Source organism: Pseudomonas sp. Marseille-Q0931, assembly GCF_940789645.1.
GTDB lineage: Bacteria > Pseudomonadota > Gammaproteobacteria > Pseudomonadales > Pseudomonadaceae > Aquipseudomonas.
This window is the reverse complement of sequence record NZ_CALNWT010000011.1, coordinates 182125-204836: the sequence shown is the minus strand read 5'-3', so window position 1 is coordinate 204836 and position 22712 is coordinate 182125. Positions and strand designations below refer to the sequence as shown.

Here is a 22712-nt window from a genome sequence, read left to right as displayed (position 1 = left end):
GCGGCAACATCAGGAACTGGGTGCTGGCACCAATCGTGTGCCTGAACCCGGAGCGGGAAGCGGTACTGCAGCAAACATCAAAGGCAGCGTGACACGCTCACGCGACAACTACCTTGAAAATCGCCGGTCCTAATAATCCATTTTTGTTTCAGGTAGGTATTATTGCTGGAGGGAAGAAGAAACAGATTACCGATATGGGTCGGAAGCTTTCTCGTGCTCTTGACCACAATCTTCCAGAGCAAATATCAGAATGCTGGCGGGAGGTGATTCGGGGGAATGAGTTTCTTTCTAATATAATCTCTACTATACGTATTAAGAATGGGATGGCTGTTGATGATCTCATTGGTCATGTTCTTTACGCTTCTGGAGCAAAGAATACTAAGGCAAATAGGACAGGGGCAAAAACTGTAGCTGACCTGCTTATTGTCTCGAATTTGGTTGAAGACGATGCAGGTAAGCTACGTGTTGCAACACCAGTCCCTCAATCCTCCTCATCGGAATCAGAAGAAAGCCCTGCACCCCAACTGAATCATCCTGTATCGTCAGCAGACGTTCCTTCTCTGCCTTTGCCAGCTGCTCCCGTTCTGAGCACTTCAACTAATCCGGTTTCACCGACTATTGCTATTAATATTCAGTTGCAACTTCCTGAAACAGATAAGCCTGAAGTTTACGATGAGCTTTTCAAAGCACTTCGTCGTCATCTCTTTCCAGGATGATTCTCGTGTTGTCTTTAGAGGAATGGAAGAAACGTGCGGAGGCGGCCGAAAGCGAAGCCCATAAGATACTTGCTGCCCACGAGGCATCTAGATCGAGGGTTATCCATCTAAACTCCCTCCTCAATCATTTGTCTGGTGTCCCAATTGATATACAGGAGTACTTTAAAGAATCAATTAGGTGTTTGGAGACTGGTTGCATTCGTGCAGGTATGGTTATGGCGTGGTGTGGGTTTTTTGAGATTTTTGCAGTGTCCCTTTTTGATGCAAGGGAAAATGAAATAAGGTTGAAGAGGGCTGCTTGGAAGTTTAAGGATTTAGCGGAGTTAAAAGAGGGTGTTGCGGAGGGGCAGTTATTAGATGCTGCAAAAGAAGTTGGATATATCGGTAAGGCTCGCTTGCGGATATTGCAGGGGCATTTAGCAACTAGAAATCAATGCGCTCATCCTACGCTCTATGTGCCTAGTTTGAATGCTGGCATTGGTTATATAGATGAGCTGCTTTGTTTTTCGCGGGAATACCTTACGGTGAGCACTAAGTGATTTTAAGGTGCGGCTTTAGTTGTTTTGTTTGATAGGCCGCACTTTAGAGTTTTGTATGATTTTTTAATTGAGCTTGGGTTTACAGTCGGGCATACCAGCGCTTAGACACTTCCATTGTGATCGCTATCCCGCGTTGGGTTGGCTCAAGTTTCTGTTGGCTTCGTCATAGGCTGGGCTCGTCTGGCCGATCTCCGGCGCAGTCTTCCCACTAGCGAGCCATAAGGCGTACTGGGGGTAAATCTTCACCAGTACGTCGATCTCGTCCGCGCTTACGCGAACAGCGCCCTTGCTGACGTTTCTCCAGCGCTCGTAATCCCCGCCTTGCTCGCTTGCTTTTTTCGGGCCTACCAGCTTGATCAATACGCGTGCTCTATCGGCTGCGCTTTCCATATAGAAAATATTTCCTGAGTAGTAATTGCTCCATCGTGGGGGATGGGTAACAATCACTCCATGGGTAGCTATTACCCATGTCGTTGGTTGCTTATCAATGCCGAACATAGTGGAACAAAGCTTATGGATACGGAAGGTCTTGACCCGCAAAAGCTGCACGGCGCACCGCCCTTGATGCCGTGGCAGAAGTTCGCCGAGTGGATCGGCATGGGCGACGAACCCATCGTGGTACGCACCTGGGTAGAACGTAACTACCTGCCTTCGCAGAAGGTCGGCAAACGCACCATGGTCAACGTGGCCTTGCTGACTCGCCAGCTACTGGAACAGGAGTGGACGCTGTGAGCCGAACAGACCCGCAATTCAAGCTGCGCGTACCGCCCGAGCTGCGCGCCAAGATCGAACAGTCCGCCTTCGCCTCGCGCCGTTCGATGAACTCGGAAGTCGTCATTCGCCTGGAAGCGAGCTACGCCCAGGACAAAGCCGCCAAGGAGGGCAACCAATGACCGCCACTAACGAAAGCCTCGACCTGTGTAGCGTGAAGACCTTCGCCGAGCTGAGCGGCGTGACGGTCGAAGAGGTCATCAACTGGGTAGACAGCCAGACCATCCCGAGCATGAAGCTGGCTGACTTCCGCATGGTCAACCTTGCCCGCCTCCGCGCCGATCTGGAGAAGGGTAAAACCGTATTCAAGGAAGGGGACTACGCCCATGTCTGAGCGCGGAATCACCCTGGATGCAGCCACAGCCATTGGCTACATCGGCAAGACCGTCCTGATCGAACAGGTATGGGATATCTACCCTGACTCCATCTGGTCGATCTTCCACATCGTCGGCGTGATGCTGCCGATAGAAGGCGTCTACCCGCACGGCTGTTTCATGGTCGTTTGCCCGACCGATGACACGCCGTTTCCGGAAGAACTCTTCTTCGTGAACATCCGCACCCTCAAGGCTGTTCGTTACCGCGACCGCCACAGAGCGGCCAAGGTGCTGGAGCGCTTGCAGCTACCAACACAAGTCCATGCCTATGCCGAACCGATTCAGGGAGAGCGCCACAATGCCTAAGCGCGGATTGACCCTGGATACGCCTACTGCTCTGAGCTACGTCGGGAAAACCGTTCTGCTGGAGCTGATGTGGGAAGGCGACACTGAGCCCTTCTGGCAGTGCGCCGATATCGTCGGCGTGCTGATCCCACGAGACAGCATGCAGGGCGCTCCCTGCTTCCTCGCCGTTGAGGTCAGCTCCAGCACGGGCAACCCGAACGAGTTCTACTTCGACGACATTTGCACTATCAGGGCGATGCGGTACCGCGACCGGCATGGTTCCGGCAACGTACTGGGCCGCATGACCCTGACCCATTCCGCCGATGGTTCCGGGTCAGGGGCCGCGCTCCCGGCTCGTCGGAACAGCTCCATCGTTCCGGCGAACGGAAGCACGGGCGCAGCGCACCCTTGACCCCACGCCATGAAAACGAGCCTGACCACGGGAGAGTGGGGCAGCTTCACCGCCCCGCGCTCCCGAGCCCTCGGCGGCAAGAGTGGGATGACAAGGGCAAAGCCCTTGGTGTTGATCTTCAACACCCGCCAGTGCCGCACAACCTCCACGTCTGATCCTGGGCGTTCCCGCCTGCATCTGCTCCCGCCCACACCTGAAACCCTGCCGGGTTTTCTCGCGCTGATCCTCTACCTGCTGCTGTCCGCCTGGGGAAATAACTGGGTCTCGATGATGAGCCCAGGAAGTCCCTCGCCGAGCGCCTGGACAGTGACAGACGAAGGATGCGGGCCGGCGGTGGGGTTGCGTGCGAGGCACGAGCGCGGGTGCGCGCCGCCGGCCCGCTGACGCCCCTGTAACACGTCAGAAAGTAAGACGAAAACTTCCGCAGTAATCAGCAATAGGTGACTGAGTGAAAAAGCCAAAAGACTTCCTGAGACTCGACATGCTGGCACGTGAAGACGTGAACGGTCGGCTGTTCGTAGACCCAGGCAACGCCCGTATCGTTGACCTGTCGAAAGTCCGCCTGCTGCACTGTGGCGTCGATACCGTCCGCCAGTTGTACCGTGGCCTGCTCCGGCCGGAGCTGCTGTGCCTGTTCGACAAACCCGGCACCATCGTCGACTTCGCGGGAGAGCGCTGGCATGCAGGTCGTGTGAGCAAGGATTCTGGTTACCAGTACAAGCTCCAGAACGCCGACCTGGGCTTCGTGCTGCTGCTCAAGAACTACAACGCCAAAGTCGAGAACATCGGCCCACACCTGAAAATCGAAGTGTCACCCCATGCCATCGACAGCCTGTCGCCCGAGCGCCTCCAGGCCCGCATGGATTTCTATGCCGAGCAGATCCTTACCAACATCGAACGCAACCAATGCGCGGTCCATCTCGCCCTGGATGTTCAAGGCTGGCAACCGCCCGCTGATCTGGTCGCCCGCATGCACTGCCGCGCCCGATCCGCCCGCGATATCTCCGGCATCAAGGAAATTACCTGGGAGACCAAGAGCAGCGTCTACGGCCGCGGCGAAACCTACATGTTCGGCTCTGCTGGTGGCGTCCAGCTGGCGATTTACAACAAGACCGAGCAGGCCAAGGCCACGGACAAGCTCGACTACTGGGAAAGCGTCTGGCGACGACGTGACAGCTTCGACGAAGGCGACCCGGACAACTACAACCGGGATCAGACCGTTTGGCGTATCGAGCTGCGTTACCACCATTCGGTGATCCAGCAATTCGCCTCCGGCTCCGTCGATCTGCACACCGGCAACGCCATCGACACCAACAGCTATGCCGCCTTCACGCCTCATTTGGACGGCCTTTGGCGCTACGGTATGCAGCAGTTCAAGTTGCTGGCTCGCCCTGGCTACTACGAACCCATCTGGACCCTGCTACGTGAAGACGCCCGCGTCGATCTGCCGGTCGATTCTCTGCTCGATGACACTGAGTACAAGCGCAACTACAAAACGTCTCGGGGCTTCTCCGGCAAGAACGTGGAACTGTTCCTGGGAAACTTCGTAAGCCTGCTGGCACGGGAGCGAGTGGGCGCTAGGAGAGGGTTTCACCGCCTCAAGGATTGGGAATGCTGGCCGGTGATTCGTGACCACTACGCCTCCAAGGGCATGGATGAGGATGGGCTGTACAAGCACCTCAAGAACATCCTGGAGGAACGGCACGTCAGGTGGGGCAGGGCAGTATGACCGTCAAAAAGCAGCCTGATGGCCGATGGCTCGCAGACGTTCAGCCGATCCGTGGCCAGCGCTTCCGCAAGCTGTTCAAGACCAAGGCAGAAGCCTTGCGCTATGAGCAGTACATCACCGCCAACAAGGCCGCTGACCCAGCCTGGAACCCCAAGGCCCAGGATCGCCGCCGACTCTCGGAGCTGGTGGGTCTGTGGTTCGATCTGCACGGCCACATGCTCAAGGATGGTGAGCGCAGAAAGGCCAAGCTCGATGCCCTGTGCGTTCGTCTACGCGACCCCATCGCGATGAAGCTCGACCCGGCCACATACGCCCATGATCGCCGCTTGCGGGCAGAAGCCGGCATCACACCCAAGACGCTGAACAATGAACTCGGATATATCCGGGCAGTGTTCAACGAGCTGCGAGGCCTCGGCCAGATCGATTACGCCAATCCCCTGGAGCTGATGAAGCCTTACAAGATCGAAGAGCGAGAACTGTCCTGGCTGACCCAGGAACAGATAGCCGATCTGCTGACCGCGATTAGCGAAGGCTGCGACAACCCGCATGTCGAACCTATCGTGCTGCTCTGTCTGGCTACTGGTGCTCGATGGTCAGAGGCGGAAGGCCTCACACCGTCCAGGCTGCGCAATGGCGCCGTGACGTACAGCAAGACGAAATCCAGCAAGGTACGCACCGTGCCGATCCAGCCCGAGCTGGAAGCGTTCATACGTGATCACTGGAAGCGTCACGGCCAGTTCACCGGCGCTATCACGTCGTTCCGCCGAGCGTTGAGCCGATCCGGCATCGTGCTGCCGAAAGGGCAGGCCAGCCACGCACTCCGGCACACCTTCGCCAGCCACTTCATGCAGAAGGGCGGGAACATCCTCACGCTACAGAAAATCCTGGGTCACTCCAGCTTGGCTATGACCATGCGCTATGCGCACTTGGCACCGGAGCATTTGGCTGAGGCGGTGAGATTGAATCCGTTGGCGGATGTGTTTTCCCGTGTCTAGCACGGGGTTTCATAATGGTTCGGGCTTGAGTGCTCATCCCGGTATATTCCTCTATATCCCGGTATATCCCACTTTGGCCCTTGTCTCCTTTGCAGTACGTCGGCATACTGCACTCACGACTCAACCCTTGGCGGGCCGATTCAGTTCAGCCTTAGCCTCGGGTGAAGAAACCGGCCCATAAAGCCGGTTTTTTCGTTTCTAGGGATAGGGCATTGTGCGTACAGCTTTCTTCGTAGACGGCTACAACCTCTATTACGGCGTCCTGCATGGCTCCGACCACAAGTGGTTGGATTTGACTGCCTTGTTGAGCACCGTCCTTCACGTCCAGGATCCCGCCTCAGTGGTGGCATCGGTCGACTACTTTACCTCTCCTGTGATCGCTCGCCTTGCCACCCGTGGCCAGGCTTCGAATGATGCTCAGCATCGATACATTCGTGCCCTGCAAGCTAGAGGCGTTGCGGTTACCCTGGGGAATCATCGTCTCGCCAAAGGTTATGCGCCGCGGTTCGTCGAGGGGCAGAAAGCCTCCCGGCAGGATCAGGTCGCCGTCTGGCAGCTTGAGGAAAAAGAGACTGATGTGAACATTGCCCTGGGTATGTACCGGGCGGCCTGTCGTGCTGATCAGCTCCAGATTAGCCAGATTGTTCTGGTTTCCGGGGATACTGACTTGGCACCGGCTCTCGCCGCTATCCGCCAGGATTTTCCGCATATCCGCCTCGGCGTGATCCTTCCTCATCGGATGGAAGACAGGGCGCTTGTGCGTAATCCTCCTGGCTCTCTCAAGGCCCATGTGGACTGGGTGCGCGCCTATATCACAGAGGCGGAGTTGTCCGCTTGCCAGTTGCCGGTGAAGGTTCCGCTGCTCAGGAAACCAGCCATCGTCAAGCCGGATTATTGGTAGCCCGATCCTGCTGTGACACTTTCGGGACATTCGCTGCCCCTGAAAACACAAAACCCCTGAAATTCTCTAGGAAAATCAGGGGTTTATGCTTGCTTCAATTGGTGGAGCCGGGGGGATTTGAATCCAAAGACACAAAGACCCAGCTCAAATCAGCGTTTCGGGCGCTTGGCTCCAGAAAGCTGATTTGTAGGATTTCACTCAGTCGCTCAGCAGTATAGGAACCTTGAGCCTTCCGTCAAGAGCGCATCCAAATGAACCCAGTGCAAGCGTTGCAAGTTGAGCAATATGGCTGGGGGGCGGGTTCAAATCCTTGCTGGGGAGTTGAACTGGCTGGATTGCTCAAGGCGTCATGCGGCAGACAGGGCGGCCAGTCCTGCCTAGCTGCCTGCTCAATCATCCGTAACATTCGGCGCTTTTCCAAAGGTATCCCAGCGTCCGACCAGTTCATCAACTCGGTCTGGAAAACGTTCAGTTTTGCTCAGCACTAGGCAGCGTATTGAGCCAACGTATTCTTCGACTAGATAAAGGGAGTCGCCAACATCTACACCGAGTTCTTGGAGGGCCTCATCGGGAATGCGAATGGCGCCATCACCATCCCAATCCTCAATCACTACTTTCAGCGTTTTCATGTAAACACCTTGCTCCAATTTCGGCTTGCCAGTGACCGGCAGGCTTCTAGCGTACCGCCAAAGCATCTCCGAGAGACTGTCTGCATGCTGGCTTCAGTGACATAGGTGATGCCGTTGCCATCTTGGTCAATCAGCACGCCCCCTGCGCCAATTAGCAACGCATGACCTGCAGCCACATCGTGCGCTGAAACCGGCACAAGCGATACGCCTGCATCCCCATCACCTGCAGCGACTCGTGCCAACCGATAGGCGATGCTGGGCATCGCCACAAAGCAACCTGGTGAGCACAATTCAGAATTGATTTCGGGCTTGTCCGTTGCCGCAGTGCTGACCATAACTCTGCTGTTTTGATTCCATTCCTTTTGGGCGAGTGTCGCTTTAATGGGGCTCCCATTGCGAAGCACACATGGTGCCCCTTTTGCCCATGCGACGCAGTCAGAAGCACCATCCGGCAAAACAGGGGCATAGACCACGCCAAGCACCGGTTGGGCATCCTCAAGCAAGCCGACAGATATGGCAGAGCCTTTGTGGCCTTTCAGAAAGTCTGCAGTCCCATCATTGGGGTCAACAACCCAGCAATACCTGGCTCCTGTGAGCCTATGGCCTGTTTCCTCACCCCAGAAATCACAGTCGAGCAGCTGCAGTAACCGTGGCCTCAGCAGTGATTCAATTTCAACATCGACATCTGCTTTATCGCCTGAGCCGCGAGGCCCTTCTGGGCGCTGCCATTCAGTAGTGAGCAGCAGGCCAGCGTCCTCGACTAGTCGGACGACCTGTGCAAGAAGGCTTTCGTAATCCATAGGGTTCAGCATTGAGTGTTCGCTTTCTGCCTGAGGGCGCGAATGGTTAGACGTGAACTCATCAGTTCCCATGGCGCGATTTCCAGAGGGTGAACTCGGATGGCCGTAATCCGTAACGCGCCAGCACCCCTTCGTGCAGCCGTCGGAGCTCTTCAACGATCAGGGCTTGTACTTCTGGCTGCTCAGTGTCTGAAACATGCTCTGCTACAGCGCGTTGAATGCAGGCCAGTGGATCAAGCTCCGCATGAGTGACGACCTCGCGAATGGTCGTTTTGATGAAGTCCCGCCAGGTCAGTCGAAGTGGGTCTGGTTCAGCAAGGTCTTGCTTGATTGCCAGGTACTCCTGCGTTGAACGCTCGTAGGCCCAGAGGTACAGGTCGCGAAGTAGCTCTACCCGGGTCATTTCGTAGACGCCTAACGTGGCGCGGCTGTAGGCCTGTTCGGGTACATCCAGAAATGTCAGCGGGCATAGGTTGGCACGAAACAGTGGCAGATTCGCTGCCAGTCTGGAGGTGCGCTTGTTGATGTCGGCAAAGGGCTGCAGGTAGGGCAGGTGCACCATCATGAAGAAGGACTGCTCGAACGGATCAGTAATCTGATTGGCCTTGCTGAGCAGAACCTCCAGGGTGTCCTCAATCTGCTGTGGTGTTGATAGAGGGCGGTAGGTGCTTTTCCCAATGTCGACGGCATGTTGCCGAATGCGACCCTCATCAGCAGGGTTTGGAAGCAGGTTCTCGGCCAGGGCGCTGTGCAGGTTCATCAATGTGTAGCGGTTGAACTCGGCACTTTCGATGTTCTCGACCAGCAACTCGATTGCCGTCTTATGGTTCAAGATCATCTGTGTTTCGATAGCTGCTTTGCCTCGTGCGGCCTTGCCATGCTCAATGAGTTGTCGTGTATCGAGTCGCGAGTAGGTGTTCCCTTCTAAGTGACTGGATGCCCACGACAAATCAATCAGCAGGCGATTCAGGACTGCACGGCTGTACGTGCCTGCAGGCTCCACGGTATCTGTGGTTTTGCCCATTCTGTGCAGTTGGCGCCGCAAGGACTCAGGCAGGTAGCTCGTTACGTTCGGCCGGTAGGTGTCCAGAAAGTCGCGCTGGTAGCCAACGGGCTTGCGCGCTTCAGGTGGCTGGTTGATGTAAGCGAGAATGTCCCGGCTGTCTGCCGACAGCGGGATAAAGGACGGAAAGCTATCAGTGTCGGTGTCCAGGGGGCTGGTTTCTGCCTGGATAGCTGTTCCGAAGTAGCGCCGTGCTCTACCTTCACCTTGCGCTGAGATTTGACCGCTTTCTATCAGCTTTGCAATCAGCCGCTGTGCTGTTCTCCGAGCAATCTCGGGGTGTCTTGCCAATAGCTCAGTCAGCGTCAATCCGCTCCCAGATACGTGGATACTATTGAGTATGTCTTTGGAGGAGGGCATAGCTGAGGTGGCGCCGTTTGAATGCTGTTGGCGCAATTCTGGCGCAGTTTTCAGAACTGCGCCATTTTGGGCTGCGAATTTGGCGCAGTTCCAGGCGATCTGCGCCAGAGCGAGGGGCGAGGGTGCTGAGTGAGGGCTGCAGGTTAGATGTATTTTGGCTCTGGATATTGGTGCTTCCATGACCAATGACACGCAGAGTCTCTAGCGACTACGACGCAATTCGTCGCATGGGCCGCCTAGACTGCTGGCAAAAGGAGTTTAAGGCCTCATCTATGCCAATACCATCGCCACCGCTCACTTTTACCTACCCACGCTGTTCGTGGCAGAGAGCGACCCTGCCGAAGAGTGATGCACGCGCGATTGGTCGCTATTGGCATATCCAGTGCCCGAAATGTGGACATGAGTCAGGTGAGGTAGTGAGCGGCAACACCAATCGACGTGGTAGAGCTCCTGCTCGAACACTTGCTTCGACCTAGCCAGCATTAGATCTTTCTGAACCTGGAGTAGCAGCACATGAGAAATTTGCTTGCAGTTATCGGCTTCATTGTTGTGGTCAAGAAAGGCTGTGAGCTGTATCGCGAATACAGCGAGATGAAGCGTGAGCGTGAGGAGGGGTCAGTAAATCAGGAGCGTCGGTCAACGTAGGCATTTGCTGCTCTAAAGAGATTTATTAGTCAGGGTGCAAGTGGAAGCAATCGGGCGAATGAGTTTGTCGCTCAGGCCATTTACGCGGTGGAGCCATTTCTGCCCCTTACCGATGCAGGCAGGCTGCTCAGCTCACCCCATTAGTGGCCAGTTGCCTTGTGCTAGTAACTGCCGCCATCCTATATTCCTTTCCAACCTGCCAAGGACGAAAATATTGCCTGCTACATCCACGCAGCGACTTGTGCCGGACGGCAATCTGCTGGTTCAACTTGCTCATAAATACCCCGAGTTCTCGCGGCTGCGCCAGGAGCTTGATGAGTCGGCCAGCCTCGGCTCTCTGCCACGCATTGCCGTTTGCGGCTTGATGAATGCCGGCAAAAGCGCCCTGCTCAATGGTCTGACCGGAAGCCTGGAGAGCGAAGCCTTCGAAACCAAGGCTGTACGTGCGACCACTCGGGTGCAAGAGCTAGAGCATGAGGGGCGTGTCTATTTGGATACCCCGGGCATTGATGCCTGTGATGAGGATGACCGGCAGGCCTGGCTTGGGCTGGCCCATGCCGATGTGATCCTGTTCGTGCACAACCTGCGTACCGGCACGCTTGAGGAAATCGAAACCAGGTTTCTTTGCGAGCTTATGCGCCGTCGCCCGGATCTGAATCGACACCTGGTGGTCGTGCTGACGCACGCCGAAAGCGCCACGCAGCAGCAGACACGCGAGCAAGCGATCCGCGACATTCTGCAGTCCCTGTTCGAGGAGGTGCCTCCTACCTTTGTCACCTCCTTCAGCGCCTTGCGCAATGGCGTGCAGAAGCGCAGTCCGAAACTGCTCGAACTCAGTGGCTACGACCGCCTCAACGGCTATCTGGATACCCATCTGAAGCTGTCTGTTGAGAGCCTGCGTAACCTACGAGCCAGTCGCGACGAGCATCGTTACGCCGAGCTGGGGCACTTTCTCGACCAACAGATTGCCGAGCGCAAGGAGCAGCTGCTGAAGATTGAAGAGGCCCAATCGTCGAGCCTCAAGCAGTTGCAAGGAAGCGTGCAGAATCTCTTTACCTCGATTACTCAGGGCCTGGCTCGTAGCCGGGCCGATTAATAGCATTCAGGGAGAACCCAAGGATGTGGTGGTTGCTGATACCCGTGATTGGCACTGTGGTTGCCGCTGTCGCCAACTCTGATAGCGCTGAAAAGGAAGAGGCCGCACGCCGTGCCCGTGCAAGAGCGCGTGAGCAGGCTGAGGCCCTGGCAAGGAAAAAGGCAGCTGAGGAACGGCAAGCGCAGAGACGGCAACAGTTGGCCAGCGACACCGACAGGCAACTGGACGAGCTGATGGCATTGCACGCGGATATCGTGCAACGCCCGGCCGACGCTATGCTTGGCGTCAATCTGGAAGCCCTCCAGGCATTCGCCGCCAGTACACCGCTCCGCACGGCGCAGGGCCAGCTCAAAGCATTGCGTCTGCTGGATCCGAAAGTCTGCTTCAGCTCGCCCTGGCTCGACCGCGTAGTCGAGGCCAAGGTTCTGCGCAAGGAAATCCGCACGCTCAAGCAGCTGAAACAGGAACTGTTGGAGAGGGCGCCATGACAACAGCTCCCGCAAGTCGCACCGAACTGCTGCAGGTGTTCGAGCAGGTTGCCGGTGAGTTTGACCAGGTGCAGCGCCAGGTCGACCAGCGCGAGCAGAGCATCCGGCAGGCCCTGGACGAACTGGATCGGCTCCGTGGCATCTCGCCCTGGAGTCAGTCAAGTCTGCCGCCCGAGCATCCGTTCCTGGCGTTTGCCAGGGATTGCCAGCGCAATCTGGACGAGCGCTTCGAGGAGTGGATCCGGCAGGTCAGGAACTACGAGCGCAACACGCGCTTTCGCAGCACCTTCGGCGATTCCCTGCTGGTCTTCGTCTACGGCAAGGTCAAGGCCGGCAAATCGTCATTGGGCAACTACCTGGCCTACGGCAGGACCGAGCCCGATCCGCAACTGATCGCCGACGCCAAGCCCAAACCGGCCTTTTTCAGCGAGACCAGCACCAACCTCTGCGAACAGACGGACGATGCGCAGATTCGTCAGAACGGCCGTTTCGGCGTCGATGTGGTGGAAGCCACCAGTTCCATCCAGGGCTTCCGTCTGCCCGGCCTGACCTGGATAGACTCGCCCGGCCTGCACTCCGTCAACGCGGCCAACGGCGATTTGACCAAGGACTATGTGGACTCCGCCGACCTGGTGGTTTTCCTCAGCAACTCCGAGAGCCCGGGCCGTCGCTCGGACCTGCAGGAGGCAGCAGGCCTGCTGCGCAAGGGCAAGAATCTGATGCTGTTGATAACCGGCAGCGACACCACCGATATCGATGTGGACGACGATGGCGAGGTAGTGGAAAAGCTGGTCATGAAAGGCGACAGCGAACGTCAGGAGCAGATTGACTATATCACCCAGGCCTTGGGTAAAGAGGTTGTCGACCTGACGTCGGACGATGTCAGGGTGCACTCCATCTCCGCCTGCTATGGGGAGGAGGGCGCTGCCGAGGAACAGGCAGAGCGTTGGCGTGATAGCGGCCTGGCAGGATTCGCCGCCGATATCGAGCGTCTCGCCCGCGCCGAGGGCCTGCAGATCAAACGCCAGGTGCCGCTGAAAAACCTGCAGACCTTTTGCCGCGAACTGCGCGACTCCATCGCGTTGCAGCAAGCCATCCTGACCGACATGCATTGCCAACTGGCCAGTGCGCGCAAGGAACTGCAGAGCAGCACCGAGCGGATTCTTTACCAACTGCAGCAACAGCTACCCGCGGAAATCGACAAGCTCGCCGATAGGCACGCATTGGACGACCAGGGTTTCTCCGCTGCCAGTTGGGTCCTGTTCGACCGGTTCTACGCCCAGTGTGTCGGCGAGCTGTGTGAGGCGATCGGGCAGAAGCTCGAGGATGTTGCCCATGCCGCACAAAGCGTGGCGCCGGCCGGCAAACCCCTCCCGGGTTTTGCGGCACGCACGCGCACAGTCGAGCACCAGTCACGCCGCAACGAAGGTATCGGCAAGGCTGGTGGCGCCGGTCTTGGCGGCTGGGGAGGTGCCGAGGCGGGTGCGGCGCTGGGCACTGCGGTGCTTCCCGGTATCGGTACCGTGATCGGTGGCGTCATAGGCGCTGCGCTGGGCGGCTGGCTGGGCGGCAAGGTCGGAGGCATGGCCGGGAGCCAGTTCAACGACTCTGGCTCCTTCGACATAGTGGTCGGCGACAACCGCGACGAGGTTTCCCTGGCCACTCGCGAGCACTTTATCAGTCATGCCCAAGATCGCCTCGGCTGCCTTTACCAGCAGCTCGACCAGCTCTGCTTCGTCGACATTTCTAACTGGCTGCAGAAGCTCCGCCAGGCGCTGCAAGGCCTGGACAAGCTGGCTACTCAACAGATCAACGAGATTCACAAGGAATTGAACCATGGCACTGCCTGATTTCACCCGGGTACTGGACACCTACGAGCAAGTTTCCGCGCCCCTGTCGCGCTGGCTGCCCGCCGAGCGCTGCGGCGAGCTGGGTCATCGCCTGCAGGGCAAGTCGGAGCGACTACGCCCGCAGATCATGGTGTTCGGGCTCTACAACGCAGGCAAAAGCACCCTGCTGAATGCCTTGATGGGACGCGCCGAGGCGCCCATGGCCGACCGTCCGGAGACCGCCAAAGTAGCCCAGTACCCCTGGCAGGGGTATATCCTCCTGGACACTCCCGGGATTGATGCCCCGATCGAGCATGAAGAGGTCGCCACCCAGCAGTTGCAAGACAGCGAGGTCGTGCTGTTCGTTGTGGCTGCCGGAGGTACCACCGACGAAGCCGCGACCTGGGAGCGCCTGGTAAAGGTCCTCGTCTCTGGGCGCCGGGTCATGTTGATAGTCAACAACAAGGCGGCAGTCCAACGCGACAGCCGCGACTTTGTCGGCATCAACGACAATCTGCGGCAACATCTACAGCAGGCCGCCCAGGCCCATGGGCTCAGTGATGTCCTCGACCGGGTGCCAATTCTCTGGGTCAACGCCAAGGCGGCGCTACGCGGGCGCCTGGAAAACAAGGACGCCCTGGTTGAGTTCAGCGGGATTCTTGAGCTGGAGCAGGCCTTGGGCGAGTTCCTGGCCAGCAGTGACAGTGGGGTTGTCTTCGAAACCTGCCGCAAAGATCTGCAGGACGCCATCGAACTGGCCCAGCTGCGCCTGCACCAGGCTACCGGCGACATCCAGTCGGAGGCCCTGGCCAAGGCCCGCTCCCAGGTCGATAGCGAGCGAGCCAGGCTGGAGGGGGTTCTGCAGCATCATCTCGATAGCCGTTGCCAGCGGGCCAGGTCGAAAGTCGTCGCGCTGATCAACGAGGCCCATCTGCAACCCGCCGGCCAAGGTGAGCAGGCCATGGAGAAGGGCGCCGAGGAAGTCATCAAGGCGCTTACCGCTGACATGATGAGCACCCTCGATACGGAGTTGCCCAAGGCCCAGCGCAAGCTGGAGGACATCGGGCAAGCGCTTGCCGAGAGCGCCTTCGGGGCTGCCAGCGCATCCGTCGGCGGCGTGCCCCGTGACGGCAGCGACACTGATGGCGACAGTGGCTTGTCGCCCGCTCTCAAGGACGCCATGCGCAAGGTGCCTCTGGGTGATCTGAAGACCTTGACCGAGCAAGGGGTGAAGAAGGCGCTGGAGTTGGGCAAGGAGTTGCTGCCCAATTTGTTCAAGGGCATCGGCAAGAAGACCATGGAGCGCTGGGCTGCCATGGCCGGGCGCTGGGCCGGCCCATTGCTGCAGGCCGGCGTGGCCATCTATGGCATCTACAAGGCGTTCAGCACCGAAAAGGCCGAGAAGGCCGCTCTGGAGCGCCAGGCCAAGGCCGTGGAAGATGCGGCGAGCGCCTTTGTTGATGACCTGCGGCAAGCCTATCTGGCCCAGATAGCGCTGGTAACAGAGGAAGTGTTCAAACCTATTGACGACTGGATGGCGGCACAGCGCTCGCAGCTGGCACAAAGCCGACAAGAGCAGACGCAAGACCAGCAATTGTTCGAGCAGGCTTTGCTGGCACTGCGTCACGCGCTCTGAGCGAGAGGGACTTATGCTCTGGCCGCCGCGAGCACCTCGTGGCAGTCATCTCGCTAGCCAACCACTGGGTAGTTGGCATCGCCCCATAAGGTGTCTGGGTTGTCCAGCATGATCTGGATGATCAATGGCACCAGTTTGCCTAGCAGGTTGCAGCAGTCGCGTAGCTGATCCCTGTTTACCCGGCCATTCCAGGTTGCTCCGCCATGAATGAGCTGGTTCCGAAGGGTGTAGATCCGATTGAACATCACACCGAGTACTGCTGGTGTGTTGCGGTTGGCCAGCGCCAAAGCTGCTGCTTTTTTCCCACTGGCAAAACGATCTTTCCACTGTTCTTCGCTGATTTTTCCGCTTTGATGATCCCAGAAGCTTTGGAAGACATACTGGTTGTCCAGCAGCACCCGGATGCTGCCGGGGAACTCCGACCAGACGAGCTTCTCGATGCTGTTGGTGCTATCGAGCGAGCACAGCTTTTCGAGAAAGGCTTTGAAGGTTTCCTGTTCAGATAGCCGCATCTGCTCGTCGATATCGGTGGCGTAGGCTGCGTTGAATGCAATCCACAGAAAAATGAAGCGGCCATCAGTATCTTCGGCTTGCTCTGCTCGGTTCAGCCAACTCAGTGCTCGATGCAGTCGCAGGCTGAGATTGGGATGTTGCTGGCTGCGCTCTTGGCGGTGGCGGTCCTTCAAAGCCTGGTAGTGCATGCGATAACTCCCTGTGATGATTGTCTCACCTTATCAGGGCTTCTGCCTGCATGCAGCAGAGCTTTTCAGGCCGCTACTGTTGGGTTTTAGGCGAGGGCAATTCGTGGAGTTTCTTATCTCACCCGCCAAGTCATGTTCTCTGAAATGAGTCTTGGCTCGATGCTATCCAGTTGGGATATGAACTCGTTTAGTAGCGCTTGGTCATCTTTTCTGAGTGCGTGGAACCGAGGTCGCGGGAGTGCTGTGAGCAGTTGCTTGGTTGTCCTAAACGCCGCTAGGTTTTGCGCTTTGCGGGAGTTTTTTTGACATGGCTTCATGGCATGTTTCCATGCAGGGCTGTTTCAGCTTTGGCTAAGGGAGCATGCGCAAGATCGAGTGATTAATGGCTGAATCTCAGGAGCCTCAAGCCATATCCCGAGTAGTTGGGGCTCACCCAGCTAGTGGTGATGCAGTTGAGTTGGAGGCCTCGCTCTAGCGCACAGACAATATCGAGGTAATCACCAAGGCATGTGTCGATACCGCCCTCAATGATCAGGATTTCAACTTCTGCGTGACCTGGGGTTGTTGCGTCCACTGCAGCAAGCAGAGCATCTACAGCAGCCCTAGGTGTCGATCCCCAGCCAGAGATCACTGTGGCAATGCACGCAATGCGTGGTTGCCACATGCAATAGCTTGCCCAGTCCAGATCTAATGGCCAGCCTATCTCCCGGGAGAGATATAAGCTCGCCCAAAACTCTGTCAGGTCCTTTTCTGACCTCCAGTGATAGGTGCGAAGTCCGGGCTGTAGTTTTGTCTCGTTGTTTTCATACAGATGGATGTGCACATTGCTTCCCAGACTCTGCAGAAACTCTTGAGGTGGTTGGCAGGTAGAGAGGCCGTGAAGCCAATGGATCTCATCAAAAAGGTGCTGCGGGCGCCATGCCTGATCCAAGCCATAAGACGTGAAACGGTGCCTTGCCGTGCTATCTAGATGCTTGCCCATGGCCCCTGAGATTCGCTCGTTGAGCCGATCTGCCTCCGCTTGCGTAGCGGAAAAAAGTCCTACTTCATACACCTCCAAGCATGCGCTCTCTTGAGCAACTGCGTGCCTCGGGGCGCTATTGGGGCTTTTGAGGATTTCTCCCTGATTGAGCAGATAGTACAGATACTCTCGAAGCCCCGATTTGCCAAAGTGTGGCTTGGGCACTTTCAGCGCACTTGCACGGGGGCGTTGGCGCATTTGTAGCCCGGGTATTGGGCTTCGGCCGTGACGCGAGCCATTTCGGAGTTCACGGCCTGGACCGTGATCGTGAAGTTGGCGCGAGGACCTGCATTAGGGGTGACACGTTGTAGGAACGCGGAATAGGTCTTCATAGTGGAGTCCCCATGGTCAGATGACAGGAGACAGGTTGCTTCCGGTATGCGACAGCCTGTGTCGCATTAATCTTGTTCGTACAGTGCCGCCATCCGATGTGCCGATAAGGCCATTTGCTGTCTTAGCTCAGCCGGCTCCAGAACCTCCAAGTGTTCGCCCTGGCTCAATAGCCATAGTTCCAACCCCTGGCTAAGAGGCCGGCTGCCTGTCATCAGCCACCAGCCATCACCGGTGGGTTGTAGCTGCTGATCGGCAGTGAGCGCGTTCTCATACAGGCGTTCGTAGAGCGCCTGAGAAATGCGCAGCTTCAGTTGAACTGGGTGCTCTGATTTCTGGGATATCAGGCTGCGCTTGACCTCAAACGAGCTCATCTCAAAACCGTCAGGAGCCTTTAGGTTTTCCCATGTAGTCTTGGCAGATTGAAAGCGATGCAGGGGGAGGGACGCCAGCTTTCCATCGTGCAAGCCTTTGAAAATACATACGAGGTAGATATTGGAGTCTTGGTAGCAAAGACCCAGTGGCTTGATATGTAGCGTTCGTGGCTCACTGGCACCGCGCTTCAGGTAGATCGCTTCGATAGATGAATCATCCAGAAGTGCTTGTTGGACAACCTCCAGTACCTCTGGCTTCACTTGGCCTGGCTCCAGGACAATGAAGCGGGTGTTGCTGATGATCTTGCCTGAGCAGTCCTGGCTGGGGCGGTTTCCTTTCAACAGAGATATCGCGTAATCCCGCAGGGGTGCCAGGTTTTCTACCTGCACCGCCATTCCGAATCTAGCCGCGTGATCCATGATCATGACGAGGTTCATTGCATCTGTTGGCAGCATGCTCAGTCGCGACAGCGACTTTTCTGCCCACCACAACTTGGCTTTGCCCTTGGGCCTGCTGTGCACATGGGGGAATTTCTGTTCTAGCTCGCTCAGGTCACGCTGAATGGTGCGCTTATCAACCTGGACACCCTGGTTGGCTACTCGTTGGTGAATGGCGTTGCTATCGAGAGCGCTTTCCTTGCTCGGGAGCAGGCCAAGAATGAGCTCATGACGAAGCAGCTGTTCCACACTTCCGTCCTTGTTTGCGTGCGACATAGGCTGTCGCATGGCTGTTGAAAATGGTCAGACACGATCATCGATGGGGCAGCAGCATGAGCAAATCTGCAGACGTCTTCAATCTTATGGACAACCTTCTTCCCCGGGCTGAATACGTCGAGCTGGCTGAGCCTGACGAGCTGCAACGCCTTTATGCTGGAATCGGTATGCCGTCGCTGAGAGCGATGGAGCTGAGCGGGCAGGCGGGTGTGACCTACCACGAGATCAGGGCAGCCAATCCGCTTCTTGGATTGGTTGATCCGGTCAGGATTCGAAATCGCTATGTGGAGCTGCGTGAGCAGGCTCTGTTGGGCGATGCGGATGCGCTCAATGATCTAGGGTGGTTTTGGCTCAATGGTATGCGGCTCAAGCAAAATCCTGCACTGGCTAGGCGGTTGTTCAAGATTTCTGCGGTAATGGGCTCTGCCGAGGCCCTATTCAACCTCGCGGAGCAGGCCTTTTACGGCAAGGGGTTGGAGGTCAATCCGAGTTTGGCCGTCGACTATTACGAGCAGGCTTTTGAAGCAGGGATTCCCTGTGCTGCGCAAGCATTAGGGAGCTTGTATGAGCGTGGGGACGAGGGTGTCATTGTCGATCATGGCAAAGCCATTAGTTGGTACAAGCGTGGAGCGGCCGAGCAAGATTTGATGGCGTGCTTCTCACTGGGGCGGCTGGCTCTGGACGAGTCATCGCCTGAGTATGATCCTGCGCTGGGCTTGTACTGGTTGCAGTGGGCGGCTATGAAGGGGCAGGTGCAGGCGACTGAGCGGCTTACCGATTTTTACTTTTATACCTTTGAATCTCCGCCGGACCCTGAAGGACTGCTTTTTCGCTTCTGGAGGGATCTGGCGGTTAAGCAGGGCAGTATGAGAGCAATGGAACTGAGTGCTTTGGATAGTGCCATTTTCGCCGCACGCAAAAGCTCTTAGCAGGTCGACCAGAACATAGAGGAAGGCGCAGAGTATCAGATGAGGCCAATAACGATTAGCAATGCTCAGCTTGCTGTGGCTTTGCCCAAGGTGCAGCCCGGTTTGCAGAAGTACTGGTCAATCCAGCAACAGGTCCGGCGAGATAGATCAGGTTTCACTGACCCAGTATTGAGGCGATCCTACAATGGTTTTTATCGTGTTCGACGAGGCCTGCAGTGGCAGTCGACTTACTTCGACCTCATGCGTCAAGCCCAAGCCCATGGGTATGGCTTCTCGCAGGTACTCAGAGCCTTGCATCAATCGACTGGTAGATATGAAGCCTCATTTGCCAGCAAACTGATTGCGACACTAGATACCACCCAGCCTGTAATCGATTCGGTAGTTCTGAGCAATCTTGGCTGTAAGCTTGCCTCTTCAACTACCCCAAATCGTATGCAAGCTATCGAGTCCCTGCATCGTGACCTACAGCAAAACTTTCAGGGATTCTTGGCGTCAGCGGAGGGGCGGGCCTTGGTTTCTACTTTTAAAGCCGCCTATCCCTCGTTCGCAATTTCCGAAGAGAAGATGGTCGACTTAGTGTTGTGGCAAATGCGGTAAGAGCCATTCTGGTCAGTGCTGGTCTATCTGTAGTTCGAGGCTTTGCCGTAGGTTGTTTGATTTTTTGCCTACGAGACAGGCTGTCGCAAAGTGATTGAAAGTGGGCTGGCAGGCTATAAAAGAAGACAGGGAGTCCCTATGCAAGGACAGCGTATTACTTTTGGCTTGCATCTCGACGGCCAGCGCCCCAGGCCGGCGGCTGATGCACTCGGTGTATCGCTGGTCGGCCCCTTGGGTCTGCTGAATATTCTCGAAACCCAGTTGGGTCTGCTGGTGCTGCGCCCCTCGCAGGCCGAGCGCATTGTTCAGTATCAGGATTGCCTGCATCGGCTCGATTCCGAGCAGCGTTTCTATCATCGCAGCTTCGCTACCGACCCCCTGGGTACCGCGGCATGCCTGCTCGACTGGCGGGATCAATGGGCCCTGCATGGTTGGGATGGCGCCATACCGAGCATGGCGCCAAGGCGCCTGCGAGACCTGGCGGAGGTTGAAGCACTGGCCGCAACGGCTGTGGCGCCGAGTATTGGTCAGCGGCTTGGTGCGGTGAAGGCTGCGTTGCAGAAGCGCCAGCCCAGCATCGAGCAGATCCTGCTTGTGGATCCGCTGGAAACTCTGCCTTATCGCTGGCAAGCGGTGCTTGCCGAGCTGCCAATCGTGGTGGCCGGCGAATTCGCTGAGCAGGGCATGGGCTTCCTTGGCGTGCTGCAGAAGCAGCTCCACGGCGCTGCCAACGGCCAGCAGGAGGGGGCGAAGCTGGCGTGGCAGGAGGATGGCTCCGTGCTCGTCGTCCAGGCCGAAACGTCAATATTGGCGAACCACTGGTTGGTGACCCAGTTCGGCGCGGATTGCCCGACGCTTCTGCTCTGTACCCGTGACGGCATGCGCCTGGATGCCCAGCTTTCCGCTGCCGGACTGCCCCGGCAAGGGCTCCGGCATGCCAGTACCTTCCGCCCGGCGCTCCAGGTTCTTCCCCTGGCCCTGGAGCTGCTGTGGGAACCGCTCGACTTTCAGGCCCTGGTGCAGTTCCTCACTCACCCGATCTGCCCTGTCCCCGGCTATGCCGGGCGCCGTCTCGCGGAAAAAGTCGCCGATGCTCCGGGTATCGGCGGGGCGTATTGGCAACGGACCCTGGCCCGGATCGACGAGTACTACGGCGAGGAGCGCGCTGGCTCGGTTCGTGAAAAGATTGCCCTCTGGGTCGAGCATGCGCGTTTCCCTGCCGAGTCCGGCGCGCCGATAGAGGCAGTCATCGAGCGGGTTGCTCACTTGGCGGCATTCTTTCGCCAGCGCCTTGGCGAAGACGATAGTGCCAAGCACCTCGCCTTCCTGGCCAGCTATGGCCAGTGCCAGTCCTGTCTGGATTCACTGGTGCGGCTGCAGGCTCAGGGAACTCTAGTTATCCGCCCCAGGCAGCTGCAAAAACTCGTCGCTCAAGCTACCGCCAGCGGTACGGAAAACTCTCTCTGGCCAGCCGAGGTCGGCGCAGTTCAGGTGGTGAATCACCCGGGCGCGATTACCGAACCGGTTGCGCGGGTTATCTGGTCGCCCTTGGCGTTGCCGCCGCTGCCCGGCAGCGATCCCTGGTCGACTGCCGAACTCCGCGTCTTGAAGGAGGCCGGGGTGGAGCTGCCGTCGGCTGCGGACAGACTGGGACAGGTCACGGCCAGTTGGTTACGGCCGGTCATGGCCGCTCGTGAGCAACTGGTATTGGTACTTCCACCTGCTGAAGAGGAGGTGCACCCCCTCTGGTTAATGATCGAAGCACTCGTCGAGAAGCCCCGGATACATACCTTGGAGACGCTTCTTGGCGCAGGCGGCGCCATGCTGGCTCCGATCACTGCCCAGCCACTCCCTGCTCCAAAGCGCTGGTGGCAGTTGCCTGACGATGTCTCGGTGGCTTTGCGCCCTAAAGAGTCCTTTTCCAGTCTCGAAAAGCTGCTGTTCAATCCCTATCACTGGTTGCTGCAATACCCCGCCAGACTGCAAACGTCGCGAATCGTTAGCCTCGATGGCGGTTTCCGGCTGCTTGGCAATCTGGCTCATGGGCTGGTCGAGCAGTATTTCCTGCGTCAGGACGCGCTGACGATGCCCGCAGCGGAGTTTGACGCCTGGTTTGCTTGCTCCTTCACGGCGCTGATTGATGATGAAGGGGCCACCTTGAAAACCCCGGGAAGGGGCGCCGACTTGGAGGGTTTCCGCCTGCGCCTGCAGCAGGCCATGCGTAGTCTGCGCGAGCAGGTGGCCAAGGCCGGGATGCGGCAGGTGGTGCCGGAGCGGGCGGTTGGTGGGCAGTTCTCCGGAGGCGAGCTGGTGGGCTCGGTGGACCTGATGCTGGAGAACGCCTTGGGCGAGCTTGCCATCGTCGACATGAAATGGTCCGGGGTCAGGAAGTATCTGGAAAAGCTGCGCCAGAATCGCCATCTCCAGCTCGCCCTCTATGCCGAACTGTTGCGCCAGGAAACGGGGCGCTGGCCTTCGGTCGCCTATTACATTCTTGACCGTGCCCGCTTTTTCGCCCCCGACGACCGCGCCTTCCCGGACGCTGAGACAGTGCCGCCTGTGGATGGCGAAAGCATCCCACAGCTTTGGCAGCGCTTCCTGGCTACCTGGCGCTGGCGCGTGGCGCAGATACAGGCCGGGCGGTTCGAGGTGGTGCTAGAGGGCATCCCCGCCGACGAGGCGGCGCAACCGCCGGAGGACGCCATGGCCATGGAAACGCTCAATGAGGCCTACAACGATTATCGGACGCTTGCCGGATGGGAGCGCTAAGCATGGCGA

At 57.6% G+C, this 22712-nt stretch carries 23 protein-coding genes; 16 read left to right on the top strand and 7 right to left on the bottom strand.

Going from position 1 to position 22712, the window contains the following annotated elements; translation table 11 throughout:
- Positions 1-113: 113 nt before the first annotated feature.
- Both P3C50_RS18000 and P3C50_RS17995 read left to right on the top strand, forming a co-directional pair.
- A complete protein-coding gene (locus P3C50_RS18000) occupies positions 114-716 on the top strand; it encodes a hypothetical protein (RefSeq protein WP_275547007.1) in 603 nt (200 codons plus the stop codon).
- Between the two features lie 5 nt (positions 717-721).
- Complete coding sequence (locus P3C50_RS17995; RefSeq protein ID WP_275547006.1) at positions 722-1255, top strand: hypothetical protein; 534 nt, start codon at positions 722-724, stop codon at positions 1253-1255.
- A gap of 123 nt (positions 1256-1378) precedes the next feature.
- On the opposite strand, the gene P3C50_RS17990 is transcribed toward P3C50_RS17995, so the two are convergent.
- Complete coding sequence (locus P3C50_RS17990) at positions 1379-1615, bottom strand: DNA-binding protein (RefSeq protein WP_082768146.1); 237 nt, start codon at positions 1613-1615, stop codon at positions 1379-1381.
- A 153-nt stretch (positions 1616-1768) separates the two neighbouring features.
- On the opposite strand from P3C50_RS17990, the gene P3C50_RS17985 reads away from it, so the two are divergent.
- The 8 genes from P3C50_RS17985 to P3C50_RS17950 all read left to right on the top strand — a co-directional run bounded on the left by P3C50_RS17985 (position 1769) and on the right by P3C50_RS17950 (position 6722).
- Positions 1769-1987 (top strand): hypothetical protein, encoded by a 219-nt coding sequence (locus P3C50_RS17985; RefSeq protein ID WP_059390727.1) that lies wholly within the window; start codon positions 1769-1771, stop codon positions 1985-1987.
- The gene (locus P3C50_RS17980) at positions 1984-2148 is read left to right on the top strand and encodes an Arc family DNA-binding protein (protein ID WP_074940773.1); all 165 of its coding nucleotides are present in this window, start codon (positions 1984-1986) and stop codon (positions 2146-2148) included. The genes P3C50_RS17985 and P3C50_RS17980 overlap by 4 nt, the downstream gene beginning before the upstream one ends.
- Positions 2145-2360, top strand: a complete 216-nt coding sequence (locus tag P3C50_RS17975) for a hypothetical protein (RefSeq protein WP_275547005.1) — start codon at positions 2145-2147, stop codon at positions 2358-2360. Before P3C50_RS17980 ends, P3C50_RS17975 begins: the two co-directional genes overlap by 4 nt.
- Positions 2353-2706 carry a hypothetical protein gene (locus P3C50_RS17970; RefSeq protein WP_275547004.1) on the top strand — a complete coding sequence of 118 codons (354 nt, stop codon included), beginning with the start codon at positions 2353-2355 and terminating at the stop codon, positions 2704-2706. The genes P3C50_RS17975 and P3C50_RS17970 overlap by 8 nt, the downstream gene beginning before the upstream one ends.
- A complete protein-coding gene (locus tag P3C50_RS17965) occupies positions 2699-3097 on the top strand; it encodes a hypothetical protein (protein ID WP_275547003.1) in 399 nt (132 codons plus the stop codon). The genes P3C50_RS17970 and P3C50_RS17965 overlap by 8 nt, the downstream gene beginning before the upstream one ends.
- A 481-nt stretch (positions 3098-3578) precedes the next feature.
- The gene (locus P3C50_RS17960; RefSeq protein WP_275547016.1) at positions 3579-4826 is read left to right on the top strand and encodes a hypothetical protein; all 1248 of its coding nucleotides are present in this window, start codon (positions 3579-3581) and stop codon (positions 4824-4826) included.
- Positions 4823-5821 carry a tyrosine-type recombinase/integrase gene (locus tag P3C50_RS17955; protein WP_275547015.1) on the top strand — a complete coding sequence of 333 codons (999 nt, stop codon included), beginning with the start codon at positions 4823-4825 and terminating at the stop codon, positions 5819-5821. Before P3C50_RS17960 ends, P3C50_RS17955 begins: the two co-directional genes overlap by 4 nt.
- Positions 5822-6035: 214 nt before the next feature.
- Complete coding sequence (locus P3C50_RS17950) at positions 6036-6722, top strand: NYN domain-containing protein (RefSeq protein WP_275547002.1); 687 nt, start codon at positions 6036-6038, stop codon at positions 6720-6722.
- A gap of 389 nt (positions 6723-7111) precedes the next feature.
- Here the strand turns inward: P3C50_RS17950 and P3C50_RS17945 are convergent, their stop codons facing one another.
- The 3 genes from P3C50_RS17945 to P3C50_RS17935 form a co-directional block, all read right to left on the bottom strand.
- Entirely contained in the window at positions 7112-7351 is a 240-nt protein-coding gene (locus P3C50_RS17945) for an AbrB/MazE/SpoVT family DNA-binding domain-containing protein (protein ID WP_275547001.1), read from the bottom strand.
- On the bottom strand, positions 7348-8151 hold the full coding sequence (locus P3C50_RS17940; RefSeq protein WP_275547014.1) for an inositol monophosphatase family protein: 804 nt from the start codon (positions 8149-8151) through the stop codon (positions 7348-7350). Before P3C50_RS17940 ends, P3C50_RS17945 begins: the two co-directional genes overlap by 4 nt.
- Before the next feature lie 61 nt (positions 8152-8212).
- Positions 8213-9523 carry a Fic family protein gene (locus P3C50_RS17935; RefSeq protein WP_275547000.1) on the bottom strand — a complete coding sequence of 437 codons (1311 nt, stop codon included), beginning with the start codon at positions 9521-9523 and terminating at the stop codon, positions 8213-8215.
- Between the two features lie 754 nt (positions 9524-10277).
- Here P3C50_RS17935 and P3C50_RS17930 point away from each other — a divergent pair.
- The 4 genes from P3C50_RS17930 to P3C50_RS17915 all read left to right on the top strand — a co-directional run bounded on the left by P3C50_RS17930 (position 10278) and on the right by P3C50_RS17915 (position 15268).
- Positions 10278-11315 carry a GTPase gene (locus P3C50_RS17930; RefSeq protein WP_275546999.1) on the top strand — a complete coding sequence of 346 codons (1038 nt, stop codon included), beginning with the start codon at positions 10278-10280 and terminating at the stop codon, positions 11313-11315.
- Between the two features lie 197 nt (positions 11316-11512).
- Complete coding sequence (locus P3C50_RS17925; RefSeq protein ID WP_275546998.1) at positions 11513-11803, top strand: hypothetical protein; 291 nt, start codon at positions 11513-11515, stop codon at positions 11801-11803.
- Positions 11800-13653 carry a dynamin family protein gene (locus P3C50_RS17920; protein ID WP_275546997.1) on the top strand — a complete coding sequence of 618 codons (1854 nt, stop codon included), beginning with the start codon at positions 11800-11802 and terminating at the stop codon, positions 13651-13653. Before P3C50_RS17925 ends, P3C50_RS17920 begins: the two co-directional genes overlap by 4 nt.
- Positions 13640-15268, top strand: coding sequence for a GTPase (locus tag P3C50_RS17915; RefSeq protein WP_275546996.1), 1629 nt, complete (start codon positions 13640-13642; stop codon positions 15266-15268). Before P3C50_RS17920 ends, P3C50_RS17915 begins: the two co-directional genes overlap by 14 nt.
- Positions 15269-15321: 53 nt before the next feature.
- Here P3C50_RS17915 and P3C50_RS17910 read toward each other — a convergent pair whose 3' ends face one another.
- From P3C50_RS17910 to P3C50_RS17900, 3 genes are all read right to left on the bottom strand, one after another.
- Positions 15322-15969: a HEPN domain-containing protein gene (locus P3C50_RS17910; RefSeq protein ID WP_275546995.1), complete on the bottom strand. Its 648-nt coding sequence runs from the start codon at positions 15967-15969 to the stop codon at positions 15322-15324.
- A 379-nt stretch (positions 15970-16348) separates the two neighbouring features.
- Complete coding sequence (locus tag P3C50_RS17905) at positions 16349-17188, bottom strand: hypothetical protein (RefSeq protein ID WP_275546994.1); 840 nt, start codon at positions 17186-17188, stop codon at positions 16349-16351.
- Positions 17189-17388: 200 nt separating this feature from the next.
- On the bottom strand, positions 17389-18381 hold the full coding sequence (locus P3C50_RS17900) for a helix-turn-helix transcriptional regulator (protein WP_275546993.1): 993 nt from the start codon (positions 18379-18381) through the stop codon (positions 17389-17391).
- Between the two features lie 83 nt (positions 18382-18464).
- On the opposite strand from P3C50_RS17900, the gene P3C50_RS17895 reads away from it, so the two are divergent.
- Both P3C50_RS17895 and P3C50_RS17890 read left to right on the top strand, forming a co-directional pair.
- Entirely contained in the window at positions 18465-19337 is an 873-nt protein-coding gene (locus P3C50_RS17895) for a tetratricopeptide repeat protein (RefSeq protein ID WP_275546992.1), read from the top strand.
- 735 nt (positions 19338-20072) lie between these two features.
- A complete protein-coding gene (locus P3C50_RS17890) occupies positions 20073-22703 on the top strand; it encodes a PD-(D/E)XK nuclease family protein (protein WP_275546991.1) in 2631 nt (876 codons plus the stop codon).
- Positions 22704-22712: the final 9 nt, after the last annotated feature.